The sequence below is a fragment of the Prevotella sp. oral taxon 313 genome, assembly GCF_003043935.1.
Classification (GTDB): domain Bacteria; phylum Bacteroidota; class Bacteroidia; order Bacteroidales; family Bacteroidaceae; genus Prevotella; species Prevotella jejuni.
This window is the reverse complement of the sequence record NZ_PYXE01000001.1, coordinates 1,482,087-1,506,953: the sequence shown is the minus strand read 5'-3', so window position 1 is coordinate 1,506,953 and position 24,867 is coordinate 1,482,087. Positions and strand designations below refer to the sequence as shown.

The window sequence follows — 24,867 nt, the reverse complement described above, 5'->3', positions numbered from 1 at the left end:
TTCGTAAAGTAGGGTAGAGGGGTGTAGGTTTTGCATCATTGGATAGACACATCACACTTTGTTCCAGAGTTTCATTACGCGTAGCACAGCCAAGTCGATTACGCTATCACAGGGTGCTGTTACATGACAAAGCTATCTGCTTTTATCAAAGCTGTTCTCTGCAACCGAACCAAGTGGGGCTCTTGTCGCTATTTGAATTTTAGTTCTGTTGAATCTGTAAAGTACGTGTTTAATATCTCTTTGCGCTGTTTGTCATCAGAACCTCCCGAAATAATCTTAATAGCTAAGCTGTATTCCTTAGGCAAACTCCTATTAAAGACTAAATCCTTATAGGGATCTACGCTCTTATTATATAAGGAACATAAATATAACCGTTCATTGGTGTATGGGAAAACACACATGCCTGTTAATTCATATCTGTCTATGATGTCATTAGCTTCTAATGGAATATCAGCACAAATAACCTCATCAAAGACACCACTAATATGTGTGCGGAGTGGTTGTTCGGGTGTTGGGCTCCACCATAAATCTTTCTTTACTAACATACCTCCAGGCTTATGACCTAATATTACACAGTTAATTTCTTGGTCGTCCCCTTGATATGCAACTACTTTTCTACTGCCAGGATATTGGTTTATCCACGTGTCAGAATCTATCTTTCTAATATCTGGTATAGCGTCTTTTAATATAGATATCTGGCTACAGCGGAGGTACTGTCTGGTGACAGCTGCGGTAAATAAGACTGATAGTTTCATTGTATTCACATTGTGAAGGGAACTTTCTGTACTGAACATGTTGTAAAACCTGATATAAGGATGTTTAAGCATCTGTCCGACAACAAATACTCCTTTACGTGTTTCGATATTCAAGACTCGATTCTCTTTCCAAGATACTCTTGTCATACTTTATAATGTTTTTTGTCCTTTATGTAGTTTTGTTAAGTCAGTAACCTTAGTATTATCTTTCGTTTCTAAATATTTGTTGGTAAGTAGTTAGGTACTTACTTGTATCTTATCATTGTGCTTAAGCTTCATATTATAGTTTTGTCTTCATTTGAAATGTACGAAAAGAGTATATAAGAAAGTGGTTGTTAAGGATGGATGGCATGCGAGTATAGTAATGATAAGATGTAGTAACAGAGTTGGCAAGTAAGTGAGTTATAAGTTATAACAGCTATAACAAACCCTCGTTCACTTGCCAACAATGCTATTATCTAATTAACTTGTTATCTTGTCAACTTACTTAACAATCACCTTGCGTGTAGTTCCATCAGAAGACTTAACGATGTTCAGACCCTTCTGAAGCTTCTGAATTTGACGACCATCAATGGTGTAATACTTTTCTGTTGTGGCCTTATTGAAGTTTGCACTCTCGATACCAGCGGTAGAAAGTTTGGCAACCATTGGTTCGCTTGAATACTTCTTGCCGTCAGCCTCATAAACCATTACGACCTTGGCGGTAGTGATTGAACTGTCATAGAAGTGAAGAATACGAATGTTATCGCTGACCTTGAAATCATAGTTTCTCATGTCCTGATAGTTGAAAGGAATATTAGTCATTTCGTCCTCATGCATGTAATTGTATTGACTTGCACTCTTCTTGAACTTGAAAGGTTCTGTGCTATCATTTACATAGACATTGTAGTACATCTTCTCTGGGTCGAGATAGTTGCCGTCAACATCTGCGTTCTTAACATAGAACGCTAATTTAATCTCATTAGAAGTGTTATCGTAGTCTGGAGTAGATGTGAAATAGAAGTATTCAGGTGTCGCTGGTGCTCCAACCTCCTTCTGAATGTAAGGTGTCAAGGTAAGACCCTCATAGCTCTCTATATAGTCTTCACCAGTAATGTTGTCATCACTTGCTCTACCTAAAGAAGTTCTAAGAATCTTAGAAGCAGTCAGTTTACCAGTTGCATCAATGCTGAACTCAAGGTTATCTGCAGCCTTGGTTTCATTCTCGAAAGCTGCGGCAAAGGTGTGATATTCCGACTTATCGCTATCGTATTTCTTAAAGTCTGTCTTCTTGGTAATACCCAAATACTGATTAGTAGACATGACAGCCTTGTCGCCCTGCTTGGTTAGTCTCACCCAAACGTTTGCGAGTTTCTCAGCCTTGAACAACCCCTTGATGTAGATATCGTTATTATCTGTCATCGCTTCAACAATACGTGGCGAAGGTTCAGACTTAGATGAAACAATATACTGAGCCTTCACAGCTGTAGAAGGAGGCGTAATTAGCTGTTCGCCAAGTGGCTCAATCGTAAGAGCCCAGTCGCCACCATAGTTGTTTTGCCAGCTATTTTCATAGGCAGCAGCCCATATTTGCTTCTTCTGACCCATACCTTTCATCACGAGTTTATTGTTCTCCCAAGTGAAATCAACATAGTTCATAGTTGTACCAACAGGCTCGTAACTCTTTCCATCATCATTAGAAACCATACGATTAAGGGTGATAGTACGCTCGCTACTTTCCTCTTCTTCATCGTCCCCACCGAGGTCGTCTGTAAGTATCGCCTGTGGTAGCTTTGCTCTATACTTACCATCAGCTTGCTTCTCAAGCTTTAACCATGACTTACTGTCGAGGCCTGAAAGTGGATTATAAATATAAATACAGCCATCATCTCCGATAACAATCTTAGACACTAAACCTTCATATCTGCCTTGCTGAACACCTGTCCAACCCTTCTTAACCCAAGACTTAGTTGAGCGGTATAGGTTTTCAATCAGCTTACCTTTAGGCGTGTCCTTTATTATCTGAGCGGATGCCGTAAGGCTCAGAACTAATGCACAAATTGAGAATAAAGTTCTTTTCATATCTTATTACTTTATGTTAGTTGAATTGTATTGTTTGTCATTTTTAGAAGTCATAACCAATGCCTATGGTGCAATAGCTGCTTCCTGCGTTTGCAGTCTTCAGATTATATGCTCCGTTCAAGCGCAGTCCTTGATACTTGAAGCCTGCTCCCATAGTGACATGACTAAGGTCGTGGTCACCATACTCATAGCCAGCACGTACAGAAACCATCTTATCGTAGGTGTATTCAAGTCCGCCACCAAGCATAAAGAGCTTTGCCTCTGTAGGTTGGAAGAAGTAACGAGAAGACAAGGCAGCAGCCACTTGATGCTTCTCAGCAACATCCACTGACAATGCACCTCCTACGGCAAAATAGGTAGGAAGTGTTGTTTTATGCTTGTTACCATAATCGAGTTGTGGACCAATTGCACCTACCTTCGCATCGAGCATGAGGTTGGCCAGTTTGTTGGCAAGGGTCAACTCGTTATTCTGATACGAACCACCCACATTGAAAGCAGCACCCATAGCATTCTTTGATAGGTGACTATAGATAAGACTTCCCGTCGCGTATGCTGCGAAACCCTTACCTAATAAATAGGTGTAACCCAAGTCAATTGTCCAGTTATAGGGCTGATAGTCCTTGGTTGGATTGCCCGAAAAGTCGTAGCCCTTTAACTTCAAGCCTCCAGCATAGCGGAAACCAGCAAAAACAGCATGACGTTTAGCAAACTTATAACCTGCAGTAGCAGCGTAAAGTCCGAAGGTGCCGTCAGCACCCTCAGCCTTTTCAAAAAAAGAAGCAGCCACATCAGCAGTGAACGTCTTATCTGTTGCGAAGAAAGCAGCAGGATTGTTATATAGGTACATACCCTCGGCTGCAACCGAAGCATTACCCATAGCGGCCGTCTTAGCATCGGTGTTGACCGTCAGAATAGAGAGGTCTTGTCCCTGGGCATTAGCCTGCGCAGCACCGAGAAATGCTGCGCAAGCCATGAGAATTATATGTTTTGTATTCATACTTGTTGTGTTTATCGTTTAATGAATAGCTGGGTATGATTTCCCTTGTTGGTATAGACGGTTAGTTTATACGTCCCAGGGTTCAGTTTAGAAAGGTCGAGTGTAGCTACGTTGTACTTGTCTGGTGTCACGGTAGCCTTCATCAGACGCTCGCCCACAGTAGAACTAATAACGAGTTCAGCCTGTTTTACTTCAGGATTGAGCAAGGTATGAATATCCTTCTGTACTGGGATAGGGTAGACAGCATAGACTGGAGCCGATTTCTTTTCGACCACACGAACTTGGAAAGAGCCGTCAGATGATGTCTTGCGACCGTCAGAAGCAATGATGCTGATGCGTGTGACACCCTTACTCATTGGTTTCAACTGAAGGTTGTCATTGCTGATAGTAGTCGAAGCAACACCCCCATTGGCAACATTCGCTTTATAGGTAAGTTGCGTGTTACTGCTGTGTGTATAATGACCAGCTAATGGTATCGTAACGACTCCTTCGTCCATACCGATGATATAGTTCTCGAAAGGCTTTGTTAGCTGTGGTGGGATATATTTCACAATCTTAAATGTAAAGCTCTGCTCGGCCTTTGCACCTAAGTCATCAGAGAGTATGAAAGTACAGTTATAACTACCAGCTTCAAGCACAGGAACGAGGTTGACGGTCACAGTATTGCCCTTCACCGTGTAGGAAACACCCTTTGTCTCACCCGTAGCCTTGATGTCCCAGTTGTGACCATCAGGGTCGGCAACGTTGAAAGAGAATGACTTACGATCGTTCTCCATGACCTCTATGGCCTCTGTTGGGAATCCTGTAGCCTCAGGAGCATGGTTGAGTCGGGTTGTACACTTCTGAATCATAGGTTCAGAGAGGTTGCCCCAACGGTCTACTGCCACTACTGCAACGCTATAGGTAGTGTTATCTTTCAAGTCATCGAAGTCATACTTAAGCGTCTCACCCAAGCTGTGTCCCATGCCATTGATTTCTCTGTAAGTCATATCCTTGAGCTTATCAGCTGTCAGATCACCCTGAGCAATGTAGAGTCGATAGAAGGCTGCAGTCTTATCCTCGTCCTTTGCGATACTCCACTCAGCATTGATGTCTACGAAATCAGGTTTGAGCGTCAGTGTTCCTACCTTCTCAGGGGCAATTTTCGTGTCTGTTTCAAAGGCCGCCTCAGCGTCGATATAACCCTTACCTAATTTCCCCTTATACGTAGGATTTTGTTCGTCGATATTATAAGGACGGTAGGCGGTGGTCAGGCGTGTCTTTAGTTCTTCATTAGTAAAGCCTTGACGACCGAAGTAAGAGGCGATGAGTGCCGCAATACCTGATACGTGTGGACAGGCCATAGAGGTACCTTGGAAGTAAGCATAACCCGATGCTACCTTCTTTTTGGGTACGGTGCTCAACACACCAGCCGATGTTCCGAAGCGGTCTTGGTCGCCACCTGGTGCCGTAATCGTCACCCATTTCGCATAATTACTATAACTTGCTTTGCTGAAATCCCATGCCATAGCAGCGACAGAAACCGTCGGAGCATAGCAAGCTGGGTAAGCAGAAAACTCTTTATTCTCATTACCAGCAGCAAAGATGACCACACCGCCCTTCATTGGAGAGTCTGGACGCTGATTGCCGTTAGCGTCACAACCAGCCATCTTGATGAAGTAGTCGATGGCTTCCTTCAGTAGTTGAGGCATGGAGGTGACGCCTGCTGTTGACGAGTAGCCCCAAGAGTTCTGACAAATGACAGCCCCGTTGTCAGCAGCATACTTAATGGCAGCTGCCGCATCGCCCTGCTCGTCTTTGTTTCTGAATATCTGACAACTCAACAAGCGTACGCCACTATCGGCCGAGCCATCGCCACCAGCGATACCAGCCACACCCTTTCCGTTATTGTTGCGAGCTGCAACAGTACCTGCAACGTGGGTTCCGTGTCCGCCATCATCGGGTTCGATAGTACCGCCAACAACGTCTTTAGCAGTCACAAAGTTGTAACCATAGATATCGTCAACAAATCCGTTGCCGTCATCATCAACGTTAGGCTGACCGTTCTTTTCCTTTTCGTTGACATAAAGATTGTCTTTCAAGTCCTCGTGTGTGATGTCAATACCACCATCGACAACGGCTACGATGACATTCTTCTTACCTGTTGTGTATTTCTCCCAGACAGGTTTAACATTACAGTCAGCCCCACGCTTAGCATGAGGACTGATGGTTCCATCGTTATAGTAATGCCACTGTTTAGCGAGGAGAGGGTCGTCGAAATTGCTGGCACCTCCCTGTGTATTTGCTTCAGAAGGACTATAAGGAGTCATCTTAACCGTTGGTCTGGCCATTGGTAGTACTCGTTCAGCACATTCAACACCGTCAGCTTTCTTGAATTGGTCTAATACTGCTGCCACATCCTTGCTCTTGTCGAAGTAGATAGTGTACCAACGGTCGAGTCCCTCGGCAACTGTTCGTGCTTCATAGATGCCAGCTGGCTTAAATACTCGTTCCATCTTATACGCACCAGAATATTGCATTGCAGAGGTCATAGCCGATGGGACGCTTTGCATCTCAACACTTCCGCTGCGGGTTGTAGGGATTGCTTGATTCGTACCCTTTGCCAGTTTCACATTAATGCAGCCTTTTACCGCAAAGAGGTCTTTGTCAATATTGACCGAGCGTGTGTCGGATGCGGTCGCATCTAAGTCTTGGCTGTCTTGGCATGAGGCCGTAACCATCATGCCAGAGAGCGCACACGCACATAGATATATAATAGATTTTCTCATCAATGTACCTTTTATTTATTTCTTTTGATTGGTTTGTTTGAGCATACGTTCCACCTTAGCCAGTCGCTGTTCTTTACTTCCTGCAAAGACCGTAGGCTTGTACAGGACGGTAATCTGCATGACTGCCTTACCGTTGTTGACGTCGGCATACTCGCCACCTGAGATGGCCAAGGTCAGATAGTCAGAACGACGCGCATAGACATGATGCTTGCCATTGTAGCCAACGAACTCGAAGTTGTTGGAAGTGAGGAGCTTATCAAACTCATGGGTGACGAACCACTCGTTGCCGTACTGCCATATACCTAAATTAGGCTGACCATAGAACAGGCTGTACTGCTCAATGCTTCCGACCTTATCTTGTGGAGTTGTAGCATCACTGCGGAGGAAGAAGAAATAAGTACGTGCAATCAGTGTAGGGTCGTTTGTCTTGTAGAGAAGAGCCTCAACCTCGTTGTTCTTAGTCGTTTGACGCTTCATCTCCTCACTATTCTTACCCTGTTCATATTTCTCAACATCGCTTATCTTCTTGTCAGACTTGTTCAGAAGGTCGATAGGACCAAGGTCAAGACTACTAAAAGTAGGGTAGCTGCGGTCCTGTGTATGCATCTGATAGAAGAACAGTACAACACTGTTATTCTCCTCTCTGATGTCTACATCCATTGTATAAGCCTCTTTGATATTGACGTAATGATTGGTGTCGTTTTCGTCTCTTGTATATCCATTAGCTCTCATAAAGTCCTGGAAAGCTTGTGTCTTAACGGCGTTAACACCTTCTCTTGTTAGTGAACGCGTGTAGACACGGGTCGGTACACCATATTTAGTGTCGTTTACATAGACCACATCCTTGAACAATGGCGATGGTGTTCGGAAGAAGTAACTCTCTTCATAGATGCCGTTTACCTCGTCAGGTCCGCCATATTCTGTAAGAATACTCCCTCGACGATACTCGTAATCCATCATCTTATGCAGACTGAAAGGATTACCTGGGTTGCAAGCCAAGATGAAGGTTGCCACACCTGGTTGCTTGACAACGACCTCATTGTTCTTCCCTGCGATGGTTATCGTGAGTTTCGTAGTTCTTTCAGTAGCACTATAGTTAGGCTTAGAAATAAACTTCAATCCATGTTTCTTCTGAATAACTTGCATCCAGTCAGGCTTTTCGTTCTGTGTAAGGTCATACGACATGCCCTCTAACTTCAAGTCGACAGTGGTTGTACCACCCGCCTGTGGTAGGACAATCTCACCTTTGGTAATATCCAAAGAGATATCAGCAGCACTCTGGCTGACCATGATTTTCTGTACTGCCAAACCACCATCAACAAGGATATAGCTGCTTCTCTCCGCCCCAGATGTGTTCGGATCTACTTGTACAGCAATCTCGTTTCCGCTCTGTGTAAGGTGTACCCACGGCTTAGGGGTTGTGGTAACCCATTCCTTACAGTTCGTATTCACCGTAATTGTCTTCTCACCTACCTGATTAGAAAAGCTTATCTCCTTCTCTGAAACATTCAGATAGGGCTGTTCGAAGCTGTCATTGTCAGCACATCCAACCGCCATTCCTAATAATAGGCATAGCAGGGAGAACTGTACCAGCTTATGTATATTGATTATACGCATATCATGTAATAATTTAATAAGGTATAAGAATCAGATTAGAACTTCAATGCTTTCTTAGCAGCAGAGAAGTTTTTAACCATCTTCGTCTGTGCTGTTAAGCCCTTACTACTTACACCTGATACGGACGGGTCATAGCTATAAAGCAGTGCGAGCACTGGTGCGTCATTGTCTAACACGCATGTAACATCAATCACTAAGTGGTCGCTTTCACGTACGAAGAAGTGGTTGTTGCCTGATGTACGGAGGAATGAGAAGCCCTCATCACCAAGTAGTTTCTTGAGCTCCTTGGTTGCAACCCATTTACTACCATACTTCCACACACCGAGGTTAGTGTCTTTGAAGAGCAAAGCACCAATCTGTACGCTACCAAGATTGTCTGGTGCGTCACCATCCTTATCCGTTGTATAGAAGATGTGAATACGTCCGTATGCTGCAGAAGGGTCTGTGCTTGCCTTCAGCTTATATTGAAGCTGTGACACCTCTGAGGTCTTGTGCTCGTTGACGGTGCGTTCTTCTTCCGTGCTACCAGCCCTCTGCTCGTATTGTTCTACTTGTGCTAACTTCACGTTGTCCTTCTGTAGTAACTCAAGAGGATAGAATGGTAGCTTATTGAAAGTCTTGTATTCACCAGTCTGCTTCATGATAGGAGTGAAGGTAAGATTGACTCCTTCGTTGTTCTCTTTCTCTGATATATAGACCTTCAAAGACAATAACTCCTTCTCATTCGTGTATTCTCTGTCAGACTGAGAGTTGCTGCGTACATAGCCATTGTCTGTCAAGAACTTATCGAAAGCCTTGTCTTTCACGGCGTCGATAGCCTTTCTGCCATCGCCAATCATGATGATCTGTGATGGATTGATACCATCAGAACTGCAATACTGAACTAAGGTAAAGATAGGAGATGGGGTGATGAAGGTGTAAGTCTCCTCAAGTCCGTAAGCAGGCATGGCAGCTTGATACTCGCGCAGATAGCTACCACGCCCTAACTCGAAGTCCATAATCTTGTGCTCATCCTGTGGTACACCAGGGTTGATAGGCAAGAGATAACGCTGAATACCAGGTTGTGACACGACAATCTCACGGATGACACTGCCACTCTTGGCATATAGTTTCACCTCACGGGTCTGGTAGCTATCGTTGCGTTCAGCTATCAGTTTGATTTCTTCCTCAGCCTTAACAATCTTCAACCAACTAACTTCTTCGCTCGTAGTTACGTCATAGACAGCTGAGTTAGTGGTGATGTCAATTGTCTTCTCGCCACCTGTTTGTGGGAGATAGATAGCATTCGGAACCACGTCGAGCGTCACGTCGGCTGCACTCTGGGTCACAGCAATCTTGCCAGTAGCGCCATTGGCATTTACAAGAACATAACTTGTGCGCTCTGCACCCATCTTATTTTCAGTTACCTTTACCTTCAGTACGTTACCGTCCTGAACCAGCGAGAGCCATTCGCCTTCCTGTGGAGACGATGCGATCCAGCTGTTTTGATTGGTTGTTACACTAATGTTCCTTTCACTTACGCCTTTGTCAAAGGTGATGTTGTTTTCTGAAAGGACCAGTGTTGGCATCTCAAACTCGTCTTCCTTAGCACATGAAAACAGGCAAAGAAGGATGCCACCTAACATTAGGGAGTAGAGTGTCTTTTTTAATTCCATACTCTTTAAGGGTTTTATAAGATAATAAATATATTGATTCATACTCAATTCGAAGGGTTGTAATTGGTTTTTTGTATTCATATTCTCGGTAAGATATTGACTACGTGGCCTTTGTCTTAATTTATATTAAGGTGAGGTTTTCTTTTACAAAAATAGGATTTAATGAGAATAAAAACAAGCTGATTGAGTTAAAAGAAACTAACCTTATGTTATTTATATTTATCATGAAAGTGGGTGTCAACGAATGGGAATATCCCTTCTCGTGCTCCTCTTTTGAATTGAATAATAGGTTCTTGACGACTTCTGCCAAGTCTGTCACCTTAAATGTCATACTAATTAAATCCATATTTATCACGGCCTGTAAAAATAACGAGTGCAAAGGTAGTGGCTTCCTACGGATGTGACAATACCTATTTATTAGGAATTTACACTCGTTTCTTTGTGTTGATGTGTCCTCTTATCCCTAATTAAGATGACAGAATTTGCTTTCTCAATAGTCGTTTGTTTGTTTTGACGTTCGTAAAATATCATTACAAAACGAGTATTCTATAACCTTCTTTATTACGATAAAGTATCTTGTTAATAGCACTATATAACTAACAGATAAACAGTAGGTTATATACTCTATTGGAGAAGGGCGTCTTTAAGCTTCAAGAAGGGCGTTGACAACGACGAAGAAGGGCATGTTCTTGAAGGGAGAAAGGCCTTGTCTTGAAGCTAATCAGGCGTTGGTTAGTTTTAAGGGTGTGAATTTCTTTTACATAATAGTTAGTGGGTATGGGTGATAAGGTGGATGGTTTAGGTTCTGTTCCATAGTGTGCTGTGTTTGTAGGTGTTAATATGTCCATCCAAGAACGGATAAAATAGTGAGTAGACGAAACTTAGTTGAGAAGGTATTTCTTTGCCAATGAGTTTGTAGGATATGATAATGAATAAGTATAAGGACTATTACACAAGTTTACATGTTGCGTGGACTATAATCCAGATTGATATATATTGAGTTTCAGATATGACTATTGTAAAGTAAATAAAAATACCCATTGAACGTGTAGAGTTGGATAATTCAACTGTACACGCTCAATGGGTTTACGACAGATGGTCGTGGGTTTTAAGCCTTTCGCTTCTTAGTACTCCTTCTCTTCCACCACAGGTAGTAACCGCTAATAGGTAGGAATCCCCCGATAAAGGCTGCGATGGCATAGAGAACACGTGAGAACCAGCCGCCCCAAGAACCTGTGTGCAACTGCTTAAAGAGTTTTCCTCCCTTTGGCTTCTTGCCTTGCTGGTCGCCTTTCATGTCTTTTGTCCCATCTTTCTGTGCCTGTGGTTGCCCCTTTATCTTACTTGTGTCTGGCTGTGCAAAGGCTTTCTCGTTTGTCTCACCCTGCTTTGCTCCGTCTTTCGACAGCTGTGCCTTCATTTCCTTGGGAGGCATTGGTTGACCAAAGAGTTTAGACATTCCCTGTCTGTACCAGCCGAAGGAGAATACAGGACCAGTCAGTGCCATGAGGAAAAGGAAGATGAATACATAGATACCTAACGACACATGTGAGTCGTAAACAAATCTGCGAAAACCTTTGTTGGTGCTGACTGTTAGTCGACTTTTCAGTGCTTTCTTACTCTTAGGCCACCAGACGACGACGCCGGAGAGCAATACAAGTACCATACACATGGACGTCACTGCCGTTAGAATTCGTCCTAACGATAGTCCACCATCGTGTGCATTCTCTGGTTTCATGAATAGCCAGCGGTGTAAGCGTACTATGTCTGTATAGAGAGGAATCTCTTTTGCATTCATGTCAAACAGCGGTGCGAGGTCTTTGAATAGTAGTAGCGCAAGTCCACTGAAGCATAATACGGTCATCACCACGCCAAGTGGTAATGCTAACCATCGGTGTATTTTTAAGCAGAATTTTCTCATTTCTTATATAATTATTGTTTTCGTTTCTTGTTTGTAAGCTGTTATCCTTTCGCTATCCCTTTCGTTTAAGATGGCTTTTGAGACTTATTTGCTTAGATGCTTACAACCTTGAAAGGTTTAATGAGCGTAGAGCGAATAAGTGATTATTTATATAATAAGATGTAGTAAGTTGTTGTGTTTACTGCCGAAATAGGTCAACACAGCTTCATTCGTCGCCATATCCAATTAGGGATAAGGCGCCAGAGGAAGGTGAGGACGGCCCATCGTGTGTCGATGACACAGACATGACGACGACAGTTGACAGCTTTTAGAATGCTGCGTGCCACCTTTTCTGTAGTCATCAACATAGGGAGACGAGAACTGCCAGCGAGTAGGGGAGTGTCGACAAAGCCCGGACGAATATCTGTGAAATGGATGTTATGATGCTTAGAGATAGCAAGCTGCTCCAATGCCTGTAGGTAGGTGTTCTGCATAGCCTTACTTGCACTGTAAGCAGGAGCAGGTCCGAGTCCCTTTGTTCCAGCGATAGAAGTGATGCAAGCGATGTGTCCTCCGCCATTGTTAGCAAAGTAGCGATAGGCACAACCAACCAATCTTGTGAAGCCAACAGCATTTGTTTCCATCGTTTTGAGCTCTTTCTCGGCTTCAAGACTTGGGTTTTGCCAACCGATACCTGCCGCATGGAAATAGAGATCGAGCCCTCCCATGCGTTCAATAAGTTGTTGTAGGGATGCTTCTGCAGCTTCGTCTGTCACGTCAATCTGCGCTGTGAATACACGCTCTGGTGCGAGGTTTTGTAGGTCTGTCAGCTTGTCAATACGACGGGCTGCCACACCAACTACCCATCCTTGGGCTATGAACAATCGTGCCACCTCATGTCCGATACCACTACTGGCACCTAATACGATAGCTTTCTTCATTTTAGTAGTTCTTTAGGGAGTAGTTCGTTGAGGCTATCCTCACGTATAATCTTAGGTGCAGCCTTGCCAGGAAGAACTAAAATCTTCTTCCCTTTGCGATAGATATGTAACTGTCGAGCACGGACCACAGCCGTTATCTCGTCATCAGTTTGCATCGCCTGCCATATAGGATAGTAAACTCCATCCTCATTAAAAAGCTTCTTCTGCAGGTGTGAACACATATTGGTTGTGTCGAGTTCTATCATTTCTTCTGTTGATTTGAATGTTATTGCGTGGATACAATATCGTTTCTTATTCTTTTCTTTTGCAAAGTTAGGAAAATAAAGCAGTATAACAAGCAATGGAGAAGAAAATGCGTGATTTGTGTAAGGAGGTGGAGTTGTGGCTGAAGAGATATTTTCCTTTCTGTCTTAAGATGCTAAAAGGCTGTTTAAGATATGCTGAAAGTAGTCTTAAGATGTGTTGAGAAGTTGTTTAAGATACGTTGAGAAACTGTTTAAGATAGGATGGAAAGCTGTTTAAGCTGTGTAGGAAAGCTATCTTAAGCTGTGCTGATGAGGTGTCTTAAGATTGGTTGGAAAGTTGTCTTAATATGCTGAAAAAGAGAAAGGTGTAAGCCACGTAATCCGTTGGTTTACACCTCTCTTGCGGAAAGAGGGGGATTCGAACCCCCGATACCCTTTAGGGGTATACACGCTTTCCAGGCGTGCCTCTTCAACCACTCGAGCATCTTTCCTTGTGGATTCTGAAGCATATAGCTTGTCTATCGAACCCAAACTGGTTTGCAAAAATAGAACTTTAGTTTTACAATAAAGCGATAGTAAAACTTATTTTAAGTTTCTTTAAGGCTTTTGGCGGTCTTTTCCTTTCTGTTAGTTTTGTGCAATTCATCGTTTTGTTTGTGAGCGAATACACTTGTAATAAGTCAAAACAAGTAAATACACTTGTAACTCTATAAGACAGGTTAATATGTCTGAAATAAACGTTTAATATCATGTATGCTGTTGTTTCAAGGCTGAATATGAGCTGACAAGCACGTTGTTATCCCTAATGATAGCACTTAGTTTGGGACTTGTTGTGGTTAAATGGAATATTTGATGCTATTTTTATTACTTAATGACCCGTCTAATTCACATAAAATTAGTATCTTTGCACATTAGTTTATAACCAACTAATTTAGTTTAGAAAGATAATAATTAAACATAACATACATCGTGGCTGAAACAAAGTACATTTTCGTTACGGGCGGAGTAGTTTCTTCACTTGGTAAAGGAATTATCTCGTCATCAATCGGTAAGCTTCTTCAAGCAAGAGGTTACAACATTACCATTCAGAAGTTTGATCCGTACATCAACATCGATCCAGGTACGCTGAACCCTTACGAGCACGGTGAGTGCTACGTGACGGAGGATGGTATGGAGACCGACCTCGACCTCGGTCACTACGAGCGCTTTACGGGTATTAAGACCACGAAGGCCAACTCAATGACTACGGGACGTATTTATAAGAGTGTCATCGACAAGGAACGTCGTGGTGACTACCTGGGTAAGACCATTCAGGTAGTACCGCATATCACGGATGAGATTAAGCGTAATATCAAACTGTTGGGTCAGAAGTATCACTATGACTTTGTGATTACTGAGATTGGCGGTACTATTGGTGATATTGAGTCAGCTCCATTCCTTGAAGCAATACGCCAGTTGAAGTGGGAGTTGGGCAAACGTGCTATTAATCTTCACTTGACATACGTTCCTTACCTGAGAGCTGCAGGGGAGTTGAAGACTAAGCCAACGCAGCATAGTGTGAAGGAATTGCAGAGTGTAGGTATACAGCCAGATGTCCTTGTCTTGCGTACTGAGAAGCATCTTGATGATGATATCCGTAAGAAGGTGGCAGCTTTCTGTAATGTTGATTTCGATTGTGTTGTACAGAGTGAGGACCTCCCAAGTATCTATGATGTCCCTGTAAATATGCTGGAACAGGGTTTGGATGCTGCTATCCTACGTAAGTGTGGGGAGGAAGTTGGTCCTAAGCCTGCTCTTGGTCCTTGGAAGGAGTTCCTCGATCGACAGCGTAAAGCAACGAAGGAGGTACACATCGGACTTGTTGGAAAATACGACTTGCAGGATGCTTATAAGAGTATTCGTGAAGGATTGATGCAGGCTGGAACCTACAACGACCGTAAGACGGTTATTACCTTTATCAATTCTGAAGACTTAACAGACGAGAATGTAGCCGAGAAACTTAAGGGGCAAGATGGTATTGTGATATGCCCAGGATTTGGTCAGCGTGGTATTGAGGGTAAGATAGTGGCCGCTCACTATACTCGTACACATGATATCCCAACCTTCGGTATCTGTCTTGGTATGCAGATGATGGTGATTGAGTTTGCTCGTAACGTCCTTGGTTATAAGGATGCTAACTCTCGTGAGATAGATGAGAAGACTACGCATAATGTGATAGATATCATGGAAGAACAGAAGAATATCACGAATATGGGTGGTACTATGCGTCTTGGTGCATACGAATGTGTATTGCGTCAAGGGTCACATACCTTTAATATCTATAAGAATGAGCATATTCAGGAGCGTCATCGCCATCGCTATGAGTTCAATAACGACTATGAGAAGGAGTTTGAGAAACATGGTATGATGTGTGTTGGGCGTAACCCAGAGAGCGACTTGGTTGAGATTGTTGAGATACCAAGCCTGAAGTGGTATATAGGAACACAGTTCCATCCAGAGTACCAATCAACAGTGCTCGGTCCACATCCGCTCTTCCTCGACTTCGTTAAGACTTCAATTGAAAATCAGAAAAGCAAATAAATGGATAAAAAAACAATCACAGGGTTTGTACTCATAGCCCTGATTCTCTTTGGTTTTGCATGGTGGCAGCAGCCATCAGCAGAACAGAAAGCTAAGCAGAGAGCTGAGTTTGTAAAGGATTCTATCGCTGCTGCCAAGAAAGCACAAACTGCTAAGCTTGCTGCAGAGAAGCAAGCACAACAGAAGGAGGCTGCGGCAGTGGATACAACTGCACTGTTCTATTCTGCATTGAATGGTAAGGCACAGTATATTACACTGAAGAATAATAAGGTGGAATTGACCTTGAGCTCTAAAGGTGGCGTCGTTAAGAAGGCTGTTATCAAGAACTATGTCGGTCATAATATCGCTGTTAAGGATGGTTCGAAGGACCAGAAGGATGTTACCTTGTTTAGTGGTGACGACCAAAGTCTTAACTTTATGTTGGCTACAAAGAATAGTAACATCGAGACAAAAGACCTTGTCTTCACGCCATCAAACGTGACTGACTCTACTGTTACATTTACTGCAGCTGCAGGAAAAGGTAAGATGCTTACCTTAAACTATACCCTTAGTGATGGTTATCTGCTTCGTATGTCATTACAGACTACGGGTATGAATGGACTGTTTGCACCGAATTACAACCAGATGGATATCAACTGGCAGGATCGTTGTAGGCAACAAGAACGTGGCTTTACATTTGAGAATAGATACGCAACGCTTACCTTTAAGAAGCATGATGGCGGTACTGACTATTTAAGTGAGACTGCTGAAAAGGAAGAGACTACGGAGGATCCAATGGACTGGGTGGCTTTCAAAAACCAATTCTTCTCTGCAGTAATGATTTCAAAGGATAACTTCTCTACAGGTGCTAAGCTTAAGAGTACTCCACTTGAGAAATCTTCTCATTACTTAAAGCACTATGAAGCTAACATGAAGGCAGGCTTTGACCCAACAGGTAAGCGTCCTTCAGAGTTTGAGTTCTACTTTGGTCCTAATGACTTCCGCCTACTTCAGTCTGTAGAAAAGCAGAGTCACTTTGGTAAAGAGCTTGATATGGAACGCCTTGTATATCTTGGTTGGCCATTGTTCCGTATTATCAACCGTTGGTTCACGCTTTATGTATTCGATTGGTTGAGGCAAGTATTCCCAATGGGAGTGGTGTTGATACTCATTACCTTGCTGTTAAAGCTCATTACCTTCCCTATGGTGAAGAAGAGCTATATGAGTTCTGCAAAGATGCGCGTGCTCAAACCAAAATTGGATGAGGCTACTAAGCAATTTAATAAGCCAGAGGAGCAGATGCAGAAACAGCAGGCTATGATGCAGAAATACGCTGAATATGGTGTCAGCCCATTGTCTGGATGTCTTCCAATGTTGATACAGATGCCTATCTGGATTGCGATGTTCAATTTCGTACCAAATGCTATTCAGCTTCGTGGACAGAGCTTCCTTTGGATGGATGACTTAAGTACTTACGATCCAATCTTCTCATGGGGCCATGATGTTTGGCTCGTTGGCGATCACATCTCATTGACTTGTATCCTCTTCTGTGGCGCTAACTTACTTTATACATGGTTTACCATGCAGCAGCAGAAAGACCAGATGGTGGGCCAGCAAGCAGATCAGATGAAGATGATGCAGTGGATGATGTTTGCTATGCCATTGTTCTTCTTCTTCATGTTCAATGACTATTCATCAGGTCTTAACTTCTATTATTTCATATCACTCTTCTTCTCTGCAGCTATCATGTGGACATTGCGCAAGACAACCAACGAAGAGAAGCTTCTCGCAATCCTTGAGGCTCATAGAGAGGAGAGGAAGAATAACCCATCTAATAAGGGTGGTGGACTCTTCGCTCGTCTGCAGGCTTTGCAGGAGATGCAGCAACAGCAGCAAGAAGAACTACGTCGGAAACAAGAAGCACTTAATAACAAAAAGAAAAGTCTATAAGCTATGAACAAAAACTTAACCATTGCAATGACTGCCGCTCTAATGATGAGTGGCGGTGTTGCACAAGCGCAGGATGTGAACATCGGACGCAACAATATCACGCTGAAGAGCGACCTCATGACTCCTGAGGCGCTTTGGGCTATGGGGCGTATCGGTGCTGCACAGGCCTCACCTGACGGCAAGAGGATTGTCTATCAGGTGGGTTACTACAGTGTAAAAGAGAACAAAGGACATCAAGTGTTGCGTGTTATGGATGCTGATGGCAAGAACGATCGTCTACTCACCAACTCTTCAAAGAGCGAGAGTGACGCAGCGTGGCTTGACAACAACACCTTAGCATTCCTTTCAGGAGGCCAGTTGTGGACGATGTCTGCCGATGGTACCAATCGAAAGCAGCTTACACAGTCTGATATTGATATTGAAGGCTTCCGTTTCTCACCCGACCGTAAGCGTGTAGTGCTCATCAAGAGTATTCCTTACTATGGTACTATCAAGCAGAACCCGAGCGACTTACCGAAGGCTACGGGTATGGTTATTACCGATATGAACTATCGTCATTGGGATCATTACGTAACAACCAATGCGCATCCTTTCGTGGCTGATGTAACAGCAGAGGGTGTTGGCGCAGGCGTTGACGTACTTGATGGCGAACCATACGAGAGTCCGTTGGCTCCTTTCGGAGGTATCGAGCAGATTGACTGGAGTAAGGACTCAAAGCTTGTTGCCTATACCTGTCGTAAGAAGGAAGGTACACAATACGCCATCTCTACTGATGCCGACATATATATATATAATGTGGAAACGCGTCAGACAAAGAACCTCTGTAAGCCAGCCGACTATGTTGAGCCAAAGTGTGATGCGACAAAGAGCCTACGTAATCAGGCTGTCAACCATCAAGCTGGTGATATGAATGTAGGTTACGATGTGAACCCTAAGTTCTCTCCTGACGGCAAGTATATTGCTTGGCAGAGCATGAAGAACGATGGTTATGAGAGTGATCGCAATCGTCTTTGTGTCTATGACTTGACGACAGGGAAGAAGACATACGTCACTGAGAGCTTTGACTCAAATGTAGATGACTATACTTGGGCCGTTAACTCAAAGGACCTTTATTTCATTGGGGTATGGCATGCGACAGTGAATATCTATCAGACTAACCTTAAGGGAGAGGTGAAGCAACTCACAGAGGGCGACCATAACTATGTAAGTGTCTCACTCTTAGGTGATAAGAAATTGCTTGCTATTCGTCAGAGTATCTCTCAAGCTAATGAAATCTACGCTGTCACTCCATCAAAGAAAGAGAAGACAAGTGTACAGACACAGCTTAGCTTTGAGAATAAACATCTCTATGACCAGTTGGCTATGGGTGATGTAAAGTCTCGTTGGGTAAAGACAACCGATGGTAAAGAGATGTTGGAGTGGGTGATAACACCACCACATTTCGATCCGAACAAGAAGTATCCAACCTTACTCTTCTGTGAGGGAGGTCCACAGAGTCCTGTCTCTCAGTTCTGGAGTTTCCGTTGGAACTTTCAGATAATGGCTGCTAATGGATACGTTATCATAGCTCCAAACCGTCGTGGATTACCTGGTTTTGGTAGCGCATGGAACGAGGAGGTGAGCACTGATTGGACTGGTCAGTGTATGAACGACTACCTCTCTGCAATTGATGATGCAGCTAACAATCTCCCATTCGTAGACAAAGACCGCTTAGGAGCAGTTGGTGCTTCATTTGGAGGTTTCTCTGTTTACTATCTTGCTGGTATTCATAACAAGCGTTTCAAGTGCTTTATCTCACATGATGGAGCCTTCAACCTTGAGAGCATGTACACTGATACTGAGGAGGCTTGGTTTAGTAACTGGGAGTATGACGATGCTTATTGGAACAAGGATAAGAGTGAGGCTGCGAAACGCACATACGCTAATAGTCCTCATCTTAACGTTGATAAGTGGGATACTCCAATCCTTTGTATCCACGGCGAGAAGGACTATCGTATCAATGCCAATCAGGGAATGGGAGCATTTAATGCGGCTCGTCTGCGTGGTATCCCAGCCGAGTTACTTCTCTATCCAGATGAGAACCACTGGGTATTGAAGCCACAGAACGCTATTCTCTGGCAGCGTACATTCTTCAATTGGCTTGACCGTTGGTTGAAGAAGTAGTTGGTAAGTTGACAAGTGAACGAGTTTACAAGTAGATAAGTAGACAAGTGAACGAGTTTACGAGTAGACAAGTTGCTTGATAGTATTAACTCGTTTACTTGTTAACAAGTCGACAAGTCAACAAGTCAACAAGTCAATAAGTAGACAAGTTGCTTGATAGTATTAACTCGTTTACTTGTCAACTTGTAAACTCGTCAACTTGTAAACTTATTAACTCGTTTACATGTAAACTTGTCAACTCGTCACCTTGTCAACTTATTAACTCGTCAACCTATTCACTCATCAACTCATTCAGTTTTAACTTATAATCTAACAAATAACTTGTTTACTTGTCAACTCGTAAACTTGTTAACTAATAAATATCATCATGACAGATAAAATTCAAACTACATTGAGAGATTCAGCGGCAATGCGTTGGACGGCTCTCCTACTTTTATCCCTGGCAATGTTCTGTGCCTATATCTTTGTCGACATCCTTTCTCCTATCAAGGAGTTGATGCAGGAGCAGAGAGGTTGGGACTCAACCGCTTTCGGTACGATGCAGGGTTCAGAGACATTCCTTAATGTCTTCGTGTTCTTCCTTATCTTTGCAGGTATCATCCTCGACAAGATGGGCGTTCGTTTCACTGCTATTCTCTCTGGTGCAGTGATGTTAACTGGTGCTTTGATTAAGTATTATGCTATCAGTGATAGCTTTGCTGGTAGTGGACTTGAAGTATGGTTTACCAATAATCTAAACCACATTCCTGTCTTCGAGCAGTTGGGTGTGTCGCCTTTCTATGAGGGCATGCCTGCGTCAGCCAAGGTAGCCGCTTGTGGCTTCATGATATTTGGTTGTGGAACAGAGATGGCTGGTATCACCGTTTCTCGTGGTATTGTAAAGTGGTTTAAGGGTCGTGAGATGGCCTTGGCAATGGGTTCAGAGATGGCTTTGGCACGTCTTGGCGTTGCTACTTGTATGATATTCTCTCCTTTCTTTGCAAAGTTAGGTGGCAACATTGACGTATCTCGTTCAGTAGCCTTTGGTGTTGTTCTTATTTGCATTGCATTGATGATGTTTGTTGTTTATTTCTTCATGGATAAGAAACTTGACTCACAGACTGGTGAGGCAGAGGAGAAAGACGATCCATTTAAGATTAGCGACCTTGGAAAGATACTTACCAGTATGGGCTTCTGGCTTGTAGCTTTACTCTGTGTACTTTATTATTCAGCTATCTTCCCATTCCAGAAGTATGCTGTAAATATGCTTCAGTGTAATCTTACCTTCCATGAGCTTCCAGCGAACTCATACTGGGCTTCATCAAGTGTGACAATCGTTCAGTACGCTATCATGCTTGTTGTTGCAGCAACCGCTTTCATGTTCAACTTCATGAAGAACAAGGCTATGAAGAACATTATGCTTCTCGTGTCTGTTTTGTGCCTTGTTCTCTATTGTTATATGGGTTATATGCGTCAGTCAGCCGAGTCTATCTTTGCAGTATTCCCATTGCTCGCAGTAGGTATTACACCAATCCTTGGTAGCTATGTCGACCATAAGGGTAAGGCAGCATCTATGCTTGTGTTAGGTTCATTGCTTCTGATTGTTTGTCACCTCACATTTGCCTTCATTCTTCCACAGTTTAAGTCAAGTCAGGTAGGTGGTGTTATCGTAGCATACGTAACCATCCTCGTTCTTGGTGCCTCTTTCTCACTCGTACCAGCATCATTATGGCCAAGTGTTCCAAAGTTGGTAGATGCAAAGATTATTGGTTCTGCTTACGCTCTCATCTTCTGGATTCAGAACATTGGTTTGTGGTTGTTCCCATTGCTTATCGGTAAGGTTCTCGACAAGACAAATGTTGGTGTTACTGACCCAACACAGCTCAACTACACCGCTCCATTGATTATGCTTGCAGGTTTAGGAGTGATTGCACTTATCATCGGTCTTATCTTGAAGGTAGTAGATAAGAAGCGTCACCTCGGTTTGGAAGAGCCTAATATCAAGGAATAAGATAATAGGATGACGCTTGGAGGGTTTATGGATACGTTGTATCATTGAACTTTCATTATCCATCCTACGATTAAGTAGATAATATACAGAAAAGCCCTCATGAGCAGTTTATGCTTGTGAGGACTTTTCTTTTGTCTTTCATGAGAATGCAGTGATAGCCTTCACTAATATTAGACGAACTTTTGTAGAGTTATTTTTGAGCTTCTCTTCTTGTAGAATAATACGTTACAATGACTGTGTGTGGTTGTGTAATGGATAGTCTCTTCCCTCGTGAAGTTCATCTAAAGCGACAGTTTGTTCATGTGCCAATAGTCTCTTATTATGTATAAAGTACATTGCACCATTCGCTTCTTTCCCCTGCGCCCTACGTATTGACCATGCGTACATAATCTTACTACGCATTAACACAGCAAGCGAAGGTTGAAGCTATGACCTGAAAGGGATATACTCGTAAGAAGAAATAAGACGCTAAATACTAAGTTACGTGGCTGAACTCTATACATAAGAAGCATTCCGTGAATCTGTAATTATCTTCTTTATATAAACATAAAACTCTTCTTATTTGTAAAGAAAATACATATCTCCAATTTGAAAGACGCCTAATAAGCTTTGAGAAGACGCCTTTCAAGCCTCAAGAACACGCCCTTTAAGGACGTTGTTAAGGCCCTTCTTGATTCTAACTAAGCATCTTCTGCAGTGATGTATTGCAACAGCTTAATTATCAATAGGTTATCTGTGAGTAATGCGTGGATATTTCGAACGTTATAGTAGTTCGTTATGATACTGTTTTGTAAGGATATTTCGTGTTTAGCGGATAGGTGAATAAGAGATGAAGAGGTGCAAGTTGCGGTGATAGAGAATGGTGTATATTAGAGATAAGAAGTCTGAAAACGAAGAAACCCGCACAACGTTTGTACGGGTCTTCTTGTATTGCTTTATCCTTTCGGGATAGTTTTACAGTTACTCTACGCTATTCGTATAGCGTAGACAATCCTGTTACTCTTCTTCCTCTTCATCGTCTTCCAGAACGACATCAGCCACCTTCATGCCCTCAATAGGCAAGGTACGGTCGATAACAGCATTGTAAGAGATAGAACTCTCACTGCGTGACAGACCCAGTGGCATCAGCTTGTCATGGATAACAGACATAAGGTGATGGTTGTTATATGCGTAGATTTTCAAGAAGAGGTCATACTCACCTGTGGTGTAGTGACACTCTACAATCTCTGGAATCTGGCGCAAAGCCTCAACAACATCATCGAATTTCTCTGGGTTTTTAAGGTTCAGTCCGATGAAAGCACAGGTCTCATAACCAATACGTTCTGGGTCGATAATAAACTGAGAACCCTTTATAACACCAAGGTTTGTTAACTTCTGAATACGCTGATGAATGGCTGCACCGCTGACATTACACGCACGTGCAACCTCAAGGAAAGGAATTCGTGCATCCTCAGAGATGAGGTGCAGAATCTTTTTATCAAGACGATCTAAACTTCTATGTGCCATTTATTATTCTATTGTTTTTGCTTACAAAGGTATGAAAAAACTTTGAATTATCAAAATAGCGAGTTCCTTTTCTACAACAAATTACAACTTTCTACCTTATTTCTGTTTGTTATTTCTACTCATGGTAGCCGAAAAGTTGACATTCAATACGTTAGCTTCTCTTAGCGCTTGTTTGATGTCCATGATCGTACCCATGTCTGCATGGCGGTCTGCCTTAATGCTGACACTAAGCTGCTTACGCTGTTCTGGGGGTAAGGCAGCGGAGAGTTGGATAAGATACCGTTTAATCTCTGGGACGGTTGTGATGTTGTTATTGAGCTGTACAACCATCTCGTTGCCCTCTACCTTACCAAGGTTGTTGATGGGTCGACCGACATAAATGTATTGTATGTTCGACTTGTTATATAAGCGTGAAAGCTCGGTAGCCATTGGGACTTGATACTTCACGTGTACAGTTGCCTTCCTCATGTGTACGACTAACATAAAGAAGAAGAGGATGGAGAAGATGAGGTCGGGGAGAGAAGCCGTGTTTAATGCTGGGATCTCATGATTTCTACTGCGATAGAACTTCATTTTGTATCTCCTTTCTTTACTTCGTTATTGTTAGAAGCCACATATACCTCCGTAATTCGAATGGGTACTTCGTCAGCAATCTGTGTTTGTTGCTCATTACTACACAGGTCGAACTCCTTACCAAAGAGGTTCATTGACTTTTGGTTACGGATAGTGTTATAAGCCGCTACTAACTGATTTTGTACGTGGAGATAAGTATCGTATGAGGCGTTGCGGTCGCTTTGTAATTGGATAAGGTGGCCCTTACCAGCCGACTCAACAAGCTGCATCGTACGCTGCTTAATCTCATTCATCGAGGCAGGTTTACCATCAAGTGTCACTTGATTCTCGGCATTGATAGCGATACGTATGACCCGCTTGCTGTCTACTGCAGCTGGTGGAGTCTTCGTCTTGTCGATAGCAGCCAGTCTACGTGACACCCCTTTGTCGAGGTCCATAGAGGAGGCAACGAGAAAGAGAATCAACAGCATAAACGAAATGTCAGCTGTTGATGTGGTGTTTAAGCCAGGGACTTTCCTCCGTTCTTTCTTTCGAAACATCATTTCATACGTTCCTTTCTGTAATAACGAGTGGCCCCAAAGACGACAACTCCTGCTGCAAGGATAAGAAGAAGGAGTGAGCTGTTGACAAACATATCTGTCATTCGAAGCCAAAAGCCGTCTGTGAAGTTCTGTCCATTGACTATCATCGCTTGCGTTGAGCCAAAGATAAAAGTCAAGACGAGGATGAGAGCGGTCACACCGTATGTCGTATAAGTAATCTTTCGTGCAGGAATACCATTCGTAACTCCTTCACTTCGGTTAGCTCGTTGTATGCCACGGACTACAGCAAAGACGGAGGCTAACGTGGTGAGGGCGAGTAATCCCCACATAAAACCAAGTAATACGTCGGTAAGCATAGGCGCATTGAAAGCCGTGTTATCGGCAAAAGGCATGTCATATCCAATGAGATAGAACGCTAAAAAGACGATGACTGACAAGGCTACTATGACATAGAGGATGCGTTGTGATATGCGTTCCTCGTCCATCTTTGCTATTCCTTTTATTTTCTTCATATTACTCTATGTTGTACATAACCAATAATTAAGATATTCATGTTTCTATTCGCCCAACTTAAATAAGTTCTCGGAGACATCATGATGTCCTTTTCTCTCTTTCTGATGGAAGTCAGAGACATCGGTAATCATA

Annotated in this window: 17 protein-coding genes and 1 tRNA gene; 4 read left to right on the top strand and 14 right to left on the bottom strand. The window is 43.0% G+C overall.

The features are described from left to right. Positions 1-188: 188 nt before the first annotated feature. The 10 genes from AXF23_RS05805 to AXF23_RS05755 all read right to left on the bottom strand — a co-directional run bounded on the left by AXF23_RS05805 (position 189) and on the right by AXF23_RS05755 (position 13,430). A complete protein-coding gene (locus AXF23_RS05805; protein WP_107624634.1) occupies positions 189-902 on the bottom strand; it encodes a hypothetical protein in 714 nt (237 codons plus the stop codon). A gap of 336 nt (positions 903-1,238) precedes the next feature. Next, positions 1,239-2,816 carry a hypothetical protein gene (locus AXF23_RS05800; RefSeq protein WP_107624633.1) on the bottom strand — a complete coding sequence of 526 codons (1,578 nt, stop codon included), beginning with the start codon at positions 2,814-2,816 and terminating at the stop codon, positions 1,239-1,241. A gap of 43 nt (positions 2,817-2,859) precedes the next feature. Beyond that, complete coding sequence (locus tag AXF23_RS05795; protein ID WP_107624632.1) at positions 2,860-3,813, bottom strand: PorV/PorQ family protein; 954 nt, start codon at positions 3,811-3,813, stop codon at positions 2,860-2,862. Between the two features lie 11 nt (positions 3,814-3,824). Continuing rightward, the gene (locus AXF23_RS05790) at positions 3,825-6,581 is read right to left on the bottom strand and encodes a S8 family serine peptidase (protein ID WP_107624631.1); all 2,757 of its coding nucleotides are present in this window, start codon (positions 6,579-6,581) and stop codon (positions 3,825-3,827) included. A 15-nt stretch (positions 6,582-6,596) separates the two neighbouring features. Next, the gene (locus AXF23_RS05785; protein ID WP_107624630.1) at positions 6,597-8,198 is read right to left on the bottom strand and encodes a BACON domain-containing protein; all 1,602 of its coding nucleotides are present in this window, start codon (positions 8,196-8,198) and stop codon (positions 6,597-6,599) included. Positions 8,199-8,233: 35 nt separating this feature from the next. After that, the gene (locus tag AXF23_RS05780; RefSeq protein WP_009012875.1) at positions 8,234-9,853 is read right to left on the bottom strand and encodes a BACON domain-containing protein; all 1,620 of its coding nucleotides are present in this window, start codon (positions 9,851-9,853) and stop codon (positions 8,234-8,236) included. 1,108 nt (positions 9,854-10,961) lie between these two features. Continuing rightward, on the bottom strand, positions 10,962-11,774 hold the full coding sequence (locus tag AXF23_RS05770) for a PepSY-associated TM helix domain-containing protein (protein ID WP_089367212.1): 813 nt from the start codon (positions 11,772-11,774) through the stop codon (positions 10,962-10,964). A gap of 194 nt (positions 11,775-11,968) precedes the next feature. Then, positions 11,969-12,694: an SDR family NAD(P)-dependent oxidoreductase gene (locus AXF23_RS05765; protein WP_009012878.1), complete on the bottom strand. Its 726-nt coding sequence runs from the start codon at positions 12,692-12,694 to the stop codon at positions 11,969-11,971. Beyond that, positions 12,691-12,939, bottom strand: a complete 249-nt coding sequence (locus AXF23_RS05760) for a hypothetical protein (RefSeq protein WP_176414877.1) — start codon at positions 12,937-12,939, stop codon at positions 12,691-12,693. Before AXF23_RS05760 ends, AXF23_RS05765 begins: the two co-directional genes overlap by 4 nt. A 403-nt stretch (positions 12,940-13,342) precedes the next feature. Beyond that, positions 13,343-13,430: transfer RNA gene (locus AXF23_RS05755), tRNA-Ser, on the bottom strand. A gap of 478 nt (positions 13,431-13,908) precedes the next feature. On the opposite strand from AXF23_RS05755, the gene AXF23_RS05750 reads away from it, so the two are divergent. From AXF23_RS05750 to AXF23_RS05735, 4 genes are all read left to right on the top strand, one after another. Further along, positions 13,909-15,519, top strand: a complete 1,611-nt coding sequence (locus AXF23_RS05750; protein ID WP_089367285.1) for a CTP synthase — start codon at positions 13,909-13,911, stop codon at positions 15,517-15,519. Beyond that, positions 15,520-17,448 (top strand): membrane protein insertase YidC, encoded by a 1,929-nt coding sequence (gene yidC / locus AXF23_RS05745; RefSeq protein WP_107624629.1) that lies wholly within the window; start codon positions 15,520-15,522, stop codon positions 17,446-17,448. Between the two features lie 3 nt (positions 17,449-17,451). Then, positions 17,452-19,611, top strand: a complete 2,160-nt coding sequence (locus tag AXF23_RS05740) for a dipeptidyl-peptidase Dpp5 (protein WP_107624628.1) — start codon at positions 17,452-17,454, stop codon at positions 19,609-19,611. Between the two features lie 367 nt (positions 19,612-19,978). Continuing rightward, on the top strand, positions 19,979-21,601 hold the full coding sequence (locus AXF23_RS05735; protein ID WP_107624627.1) for an MFS transporter: 1,623 nt from the start codon (positions 19,979-19,981) through the stop codon (positions 21,599-21,601). Positions 21,602-22,597: 996 nt separating this feature from the next. On the opposite strand, the gene AXF23_RS05730 is transcribed toward AXF23_RS05735, so the two are convergent. The 4 genes from AXF23_RS05730 to AXF23_RS05715 form a co-directional block, all read right to left on the bottom strand. Next, positions 22,598-23,107 (bottom strand): Lrp/AsnC family transcriptional regulator, encoded by a 510-nt coding sequence (locus AXF23_RS05730; protein ID WP_009012885.1) that lies wholly within the window; start codon positions 23,105-23,107, stop codon positions 22,598-22,600. 96 nt (positions 23,108-23,203) lie between these two features. Further along, entirely contained in the window at positions 23,204-23,680 is a 477-nt protein-coding gene (locus AXF23_RS05725; RefSeq protein WP_009012886.1) for an ExbD/TolR family protein, read from the bottom strand. Beyond that, entirely contained in the window at positions 23,677-24,222 is a 546-nt protein-coding gene (locus AXF23_RS05720; RefSeq protein ID WP_107624626.1) for an ExbD/TolR family protein, read from the bottom strand. The genes AXF23_RS05725 and AXF23_RS05720 overlap by 4 nt, the downstream gene beginning before the upstream one ends. After that, positions 24,219-24,734 (bottom strand): hypothetical protein, encoded by a 516-nt coding sequence (locus AXF23_RS05715; RefSeq protein ID WP_107624625.1) that lies wholly within the window; start codon positions 24,732-24,734, stop codon positions 24,219-24,221. Before AXF23_RS05715 ends, AXF23_RS05720 begins: the two co-directional genes overlap by 4 nt. Positions 24,735-24,867 lie beyond the last annotated feature (133 nt).

What these genes read in the sequence shown, in the direction of transcription:
- AXF23_RS05795 (WP_107624632.1), bottom strand. Translation starts at nt 3,813, where the DNA reads ATGAATACAAAACATATAATTCTCATGGCTTGCGCAGCATTTCTCGGT.
- AXF23_RS05800 (WP_107624633.1), bottom strand. Translation starts at nt 2,816, where the DNA reads ATGAAAAGAACTTTATTCTCAATTTGTGCATTAGTTCTGAGCCTTACG.
- AXF23_RS05760 (WP_176414877.1), bottom strand. Translation starts at nt 12,939, where the DNA reads ATGATAGAACTCGACACAACCAATATGTGTTCACACCTGCAGAAGAAG.
- AXF23_RS05735 (WP_107624627.1), top strand. Translation starts at nt 19,979, where the DNA reads ATGACAGATAAAATTCAAACTACATTGAGAGATTCAGCGGCAATGCGT.
- AXF23_RS05790 (WP_107624631.1), bottom strand. Translation starts at nt 6,581, where the DNA reads ATGAGAAAATCTATTATATATCTATGTGCGTGTGCGCTCTCTGGCATG.
- AXF23_RS05715 (WP_107624625.1), bottom strand. Translation starts at nt 24,734, where the DNA reads ATGAAGAAAATAAAAGGAATAGCAAAGATGGACGAGGAACGCATATCA.
- AXF23_RS05720 (WP_107624626.1), bottom strand. Translation starts at nt 24,222, where the DNA reads ATGATGTTTCGAAAGAAAGAACGGAGGAAAGTCCCTGGCTTAAACACC.
- AXF23_RS05740 (WP_107624628.1), top strand. Translation starts at nt 17,452, where the DNA reads ATGAACAAAAACTTAACCATTGCAATGACTGCCGCTCTAATGATGAGT.
- AXF23_RS05805 (WP_107624634.1), bottom strand. Translation starts at nt 902, where the DNA reads ATGACAAGAGTATCTTGGAAAGAGAATCGAGTCTTGAATATCGAAACA.
- AXF23_RS05785 (WP_107624630.1), bottom strand. Translation starts at nt 8,198, where the DNA reads ATGCGTATAATCAATATACATAAGCTGGTACAGTTCTCCCTGCTATGC.
- yidC (WP_107624629.1), top strand. Translation starts at nt 15,520, where the DNA reads ATGGATAAAAAAACAATCACAGGGTTTGTACTCATAGCCCTGATTCTC.
- AXF23_RS05780 (WP_009012875.1), bottom strand. Translation starts at nt 9,853, where the DNA reads ATGGAATTAAAAAAGACACTCTACTCCCTAATGTTAGGTGGCATCCTT.
- AXF23_RS05765 (WP_009012878.1), bottom strand. Translation starts at nt 12,694, where the DNA reads ATGAAGAAAGCTATCGTATTAGGTGCCAGTAGTGGTATCGGACATGAG.
- AXF23_RS05725 (WP_009012886.1), bottom strand. Translation starts at nt 23,680, where the DNA reads ATGAAGTTCTATCGCAGTAGAAATCATGAGATCCCAGCATTAAACACG.
- AXF23_RS05730 (WP_009012885.1), bottom strand. Translation starts at nt 23,107, where the DNA reads ATGGCACATAGAAGTTTAGATCGTCTTGATAAAAAGATTCTGCACCTC.
- AXF23_RS05770 (WP_089367212.1), bottom strand. Translation starts at nt 11,774, where the DNA reads ATGAGAAAATTCTGCTTAAAAATACACCGATGGTTAGCATTACCACTT.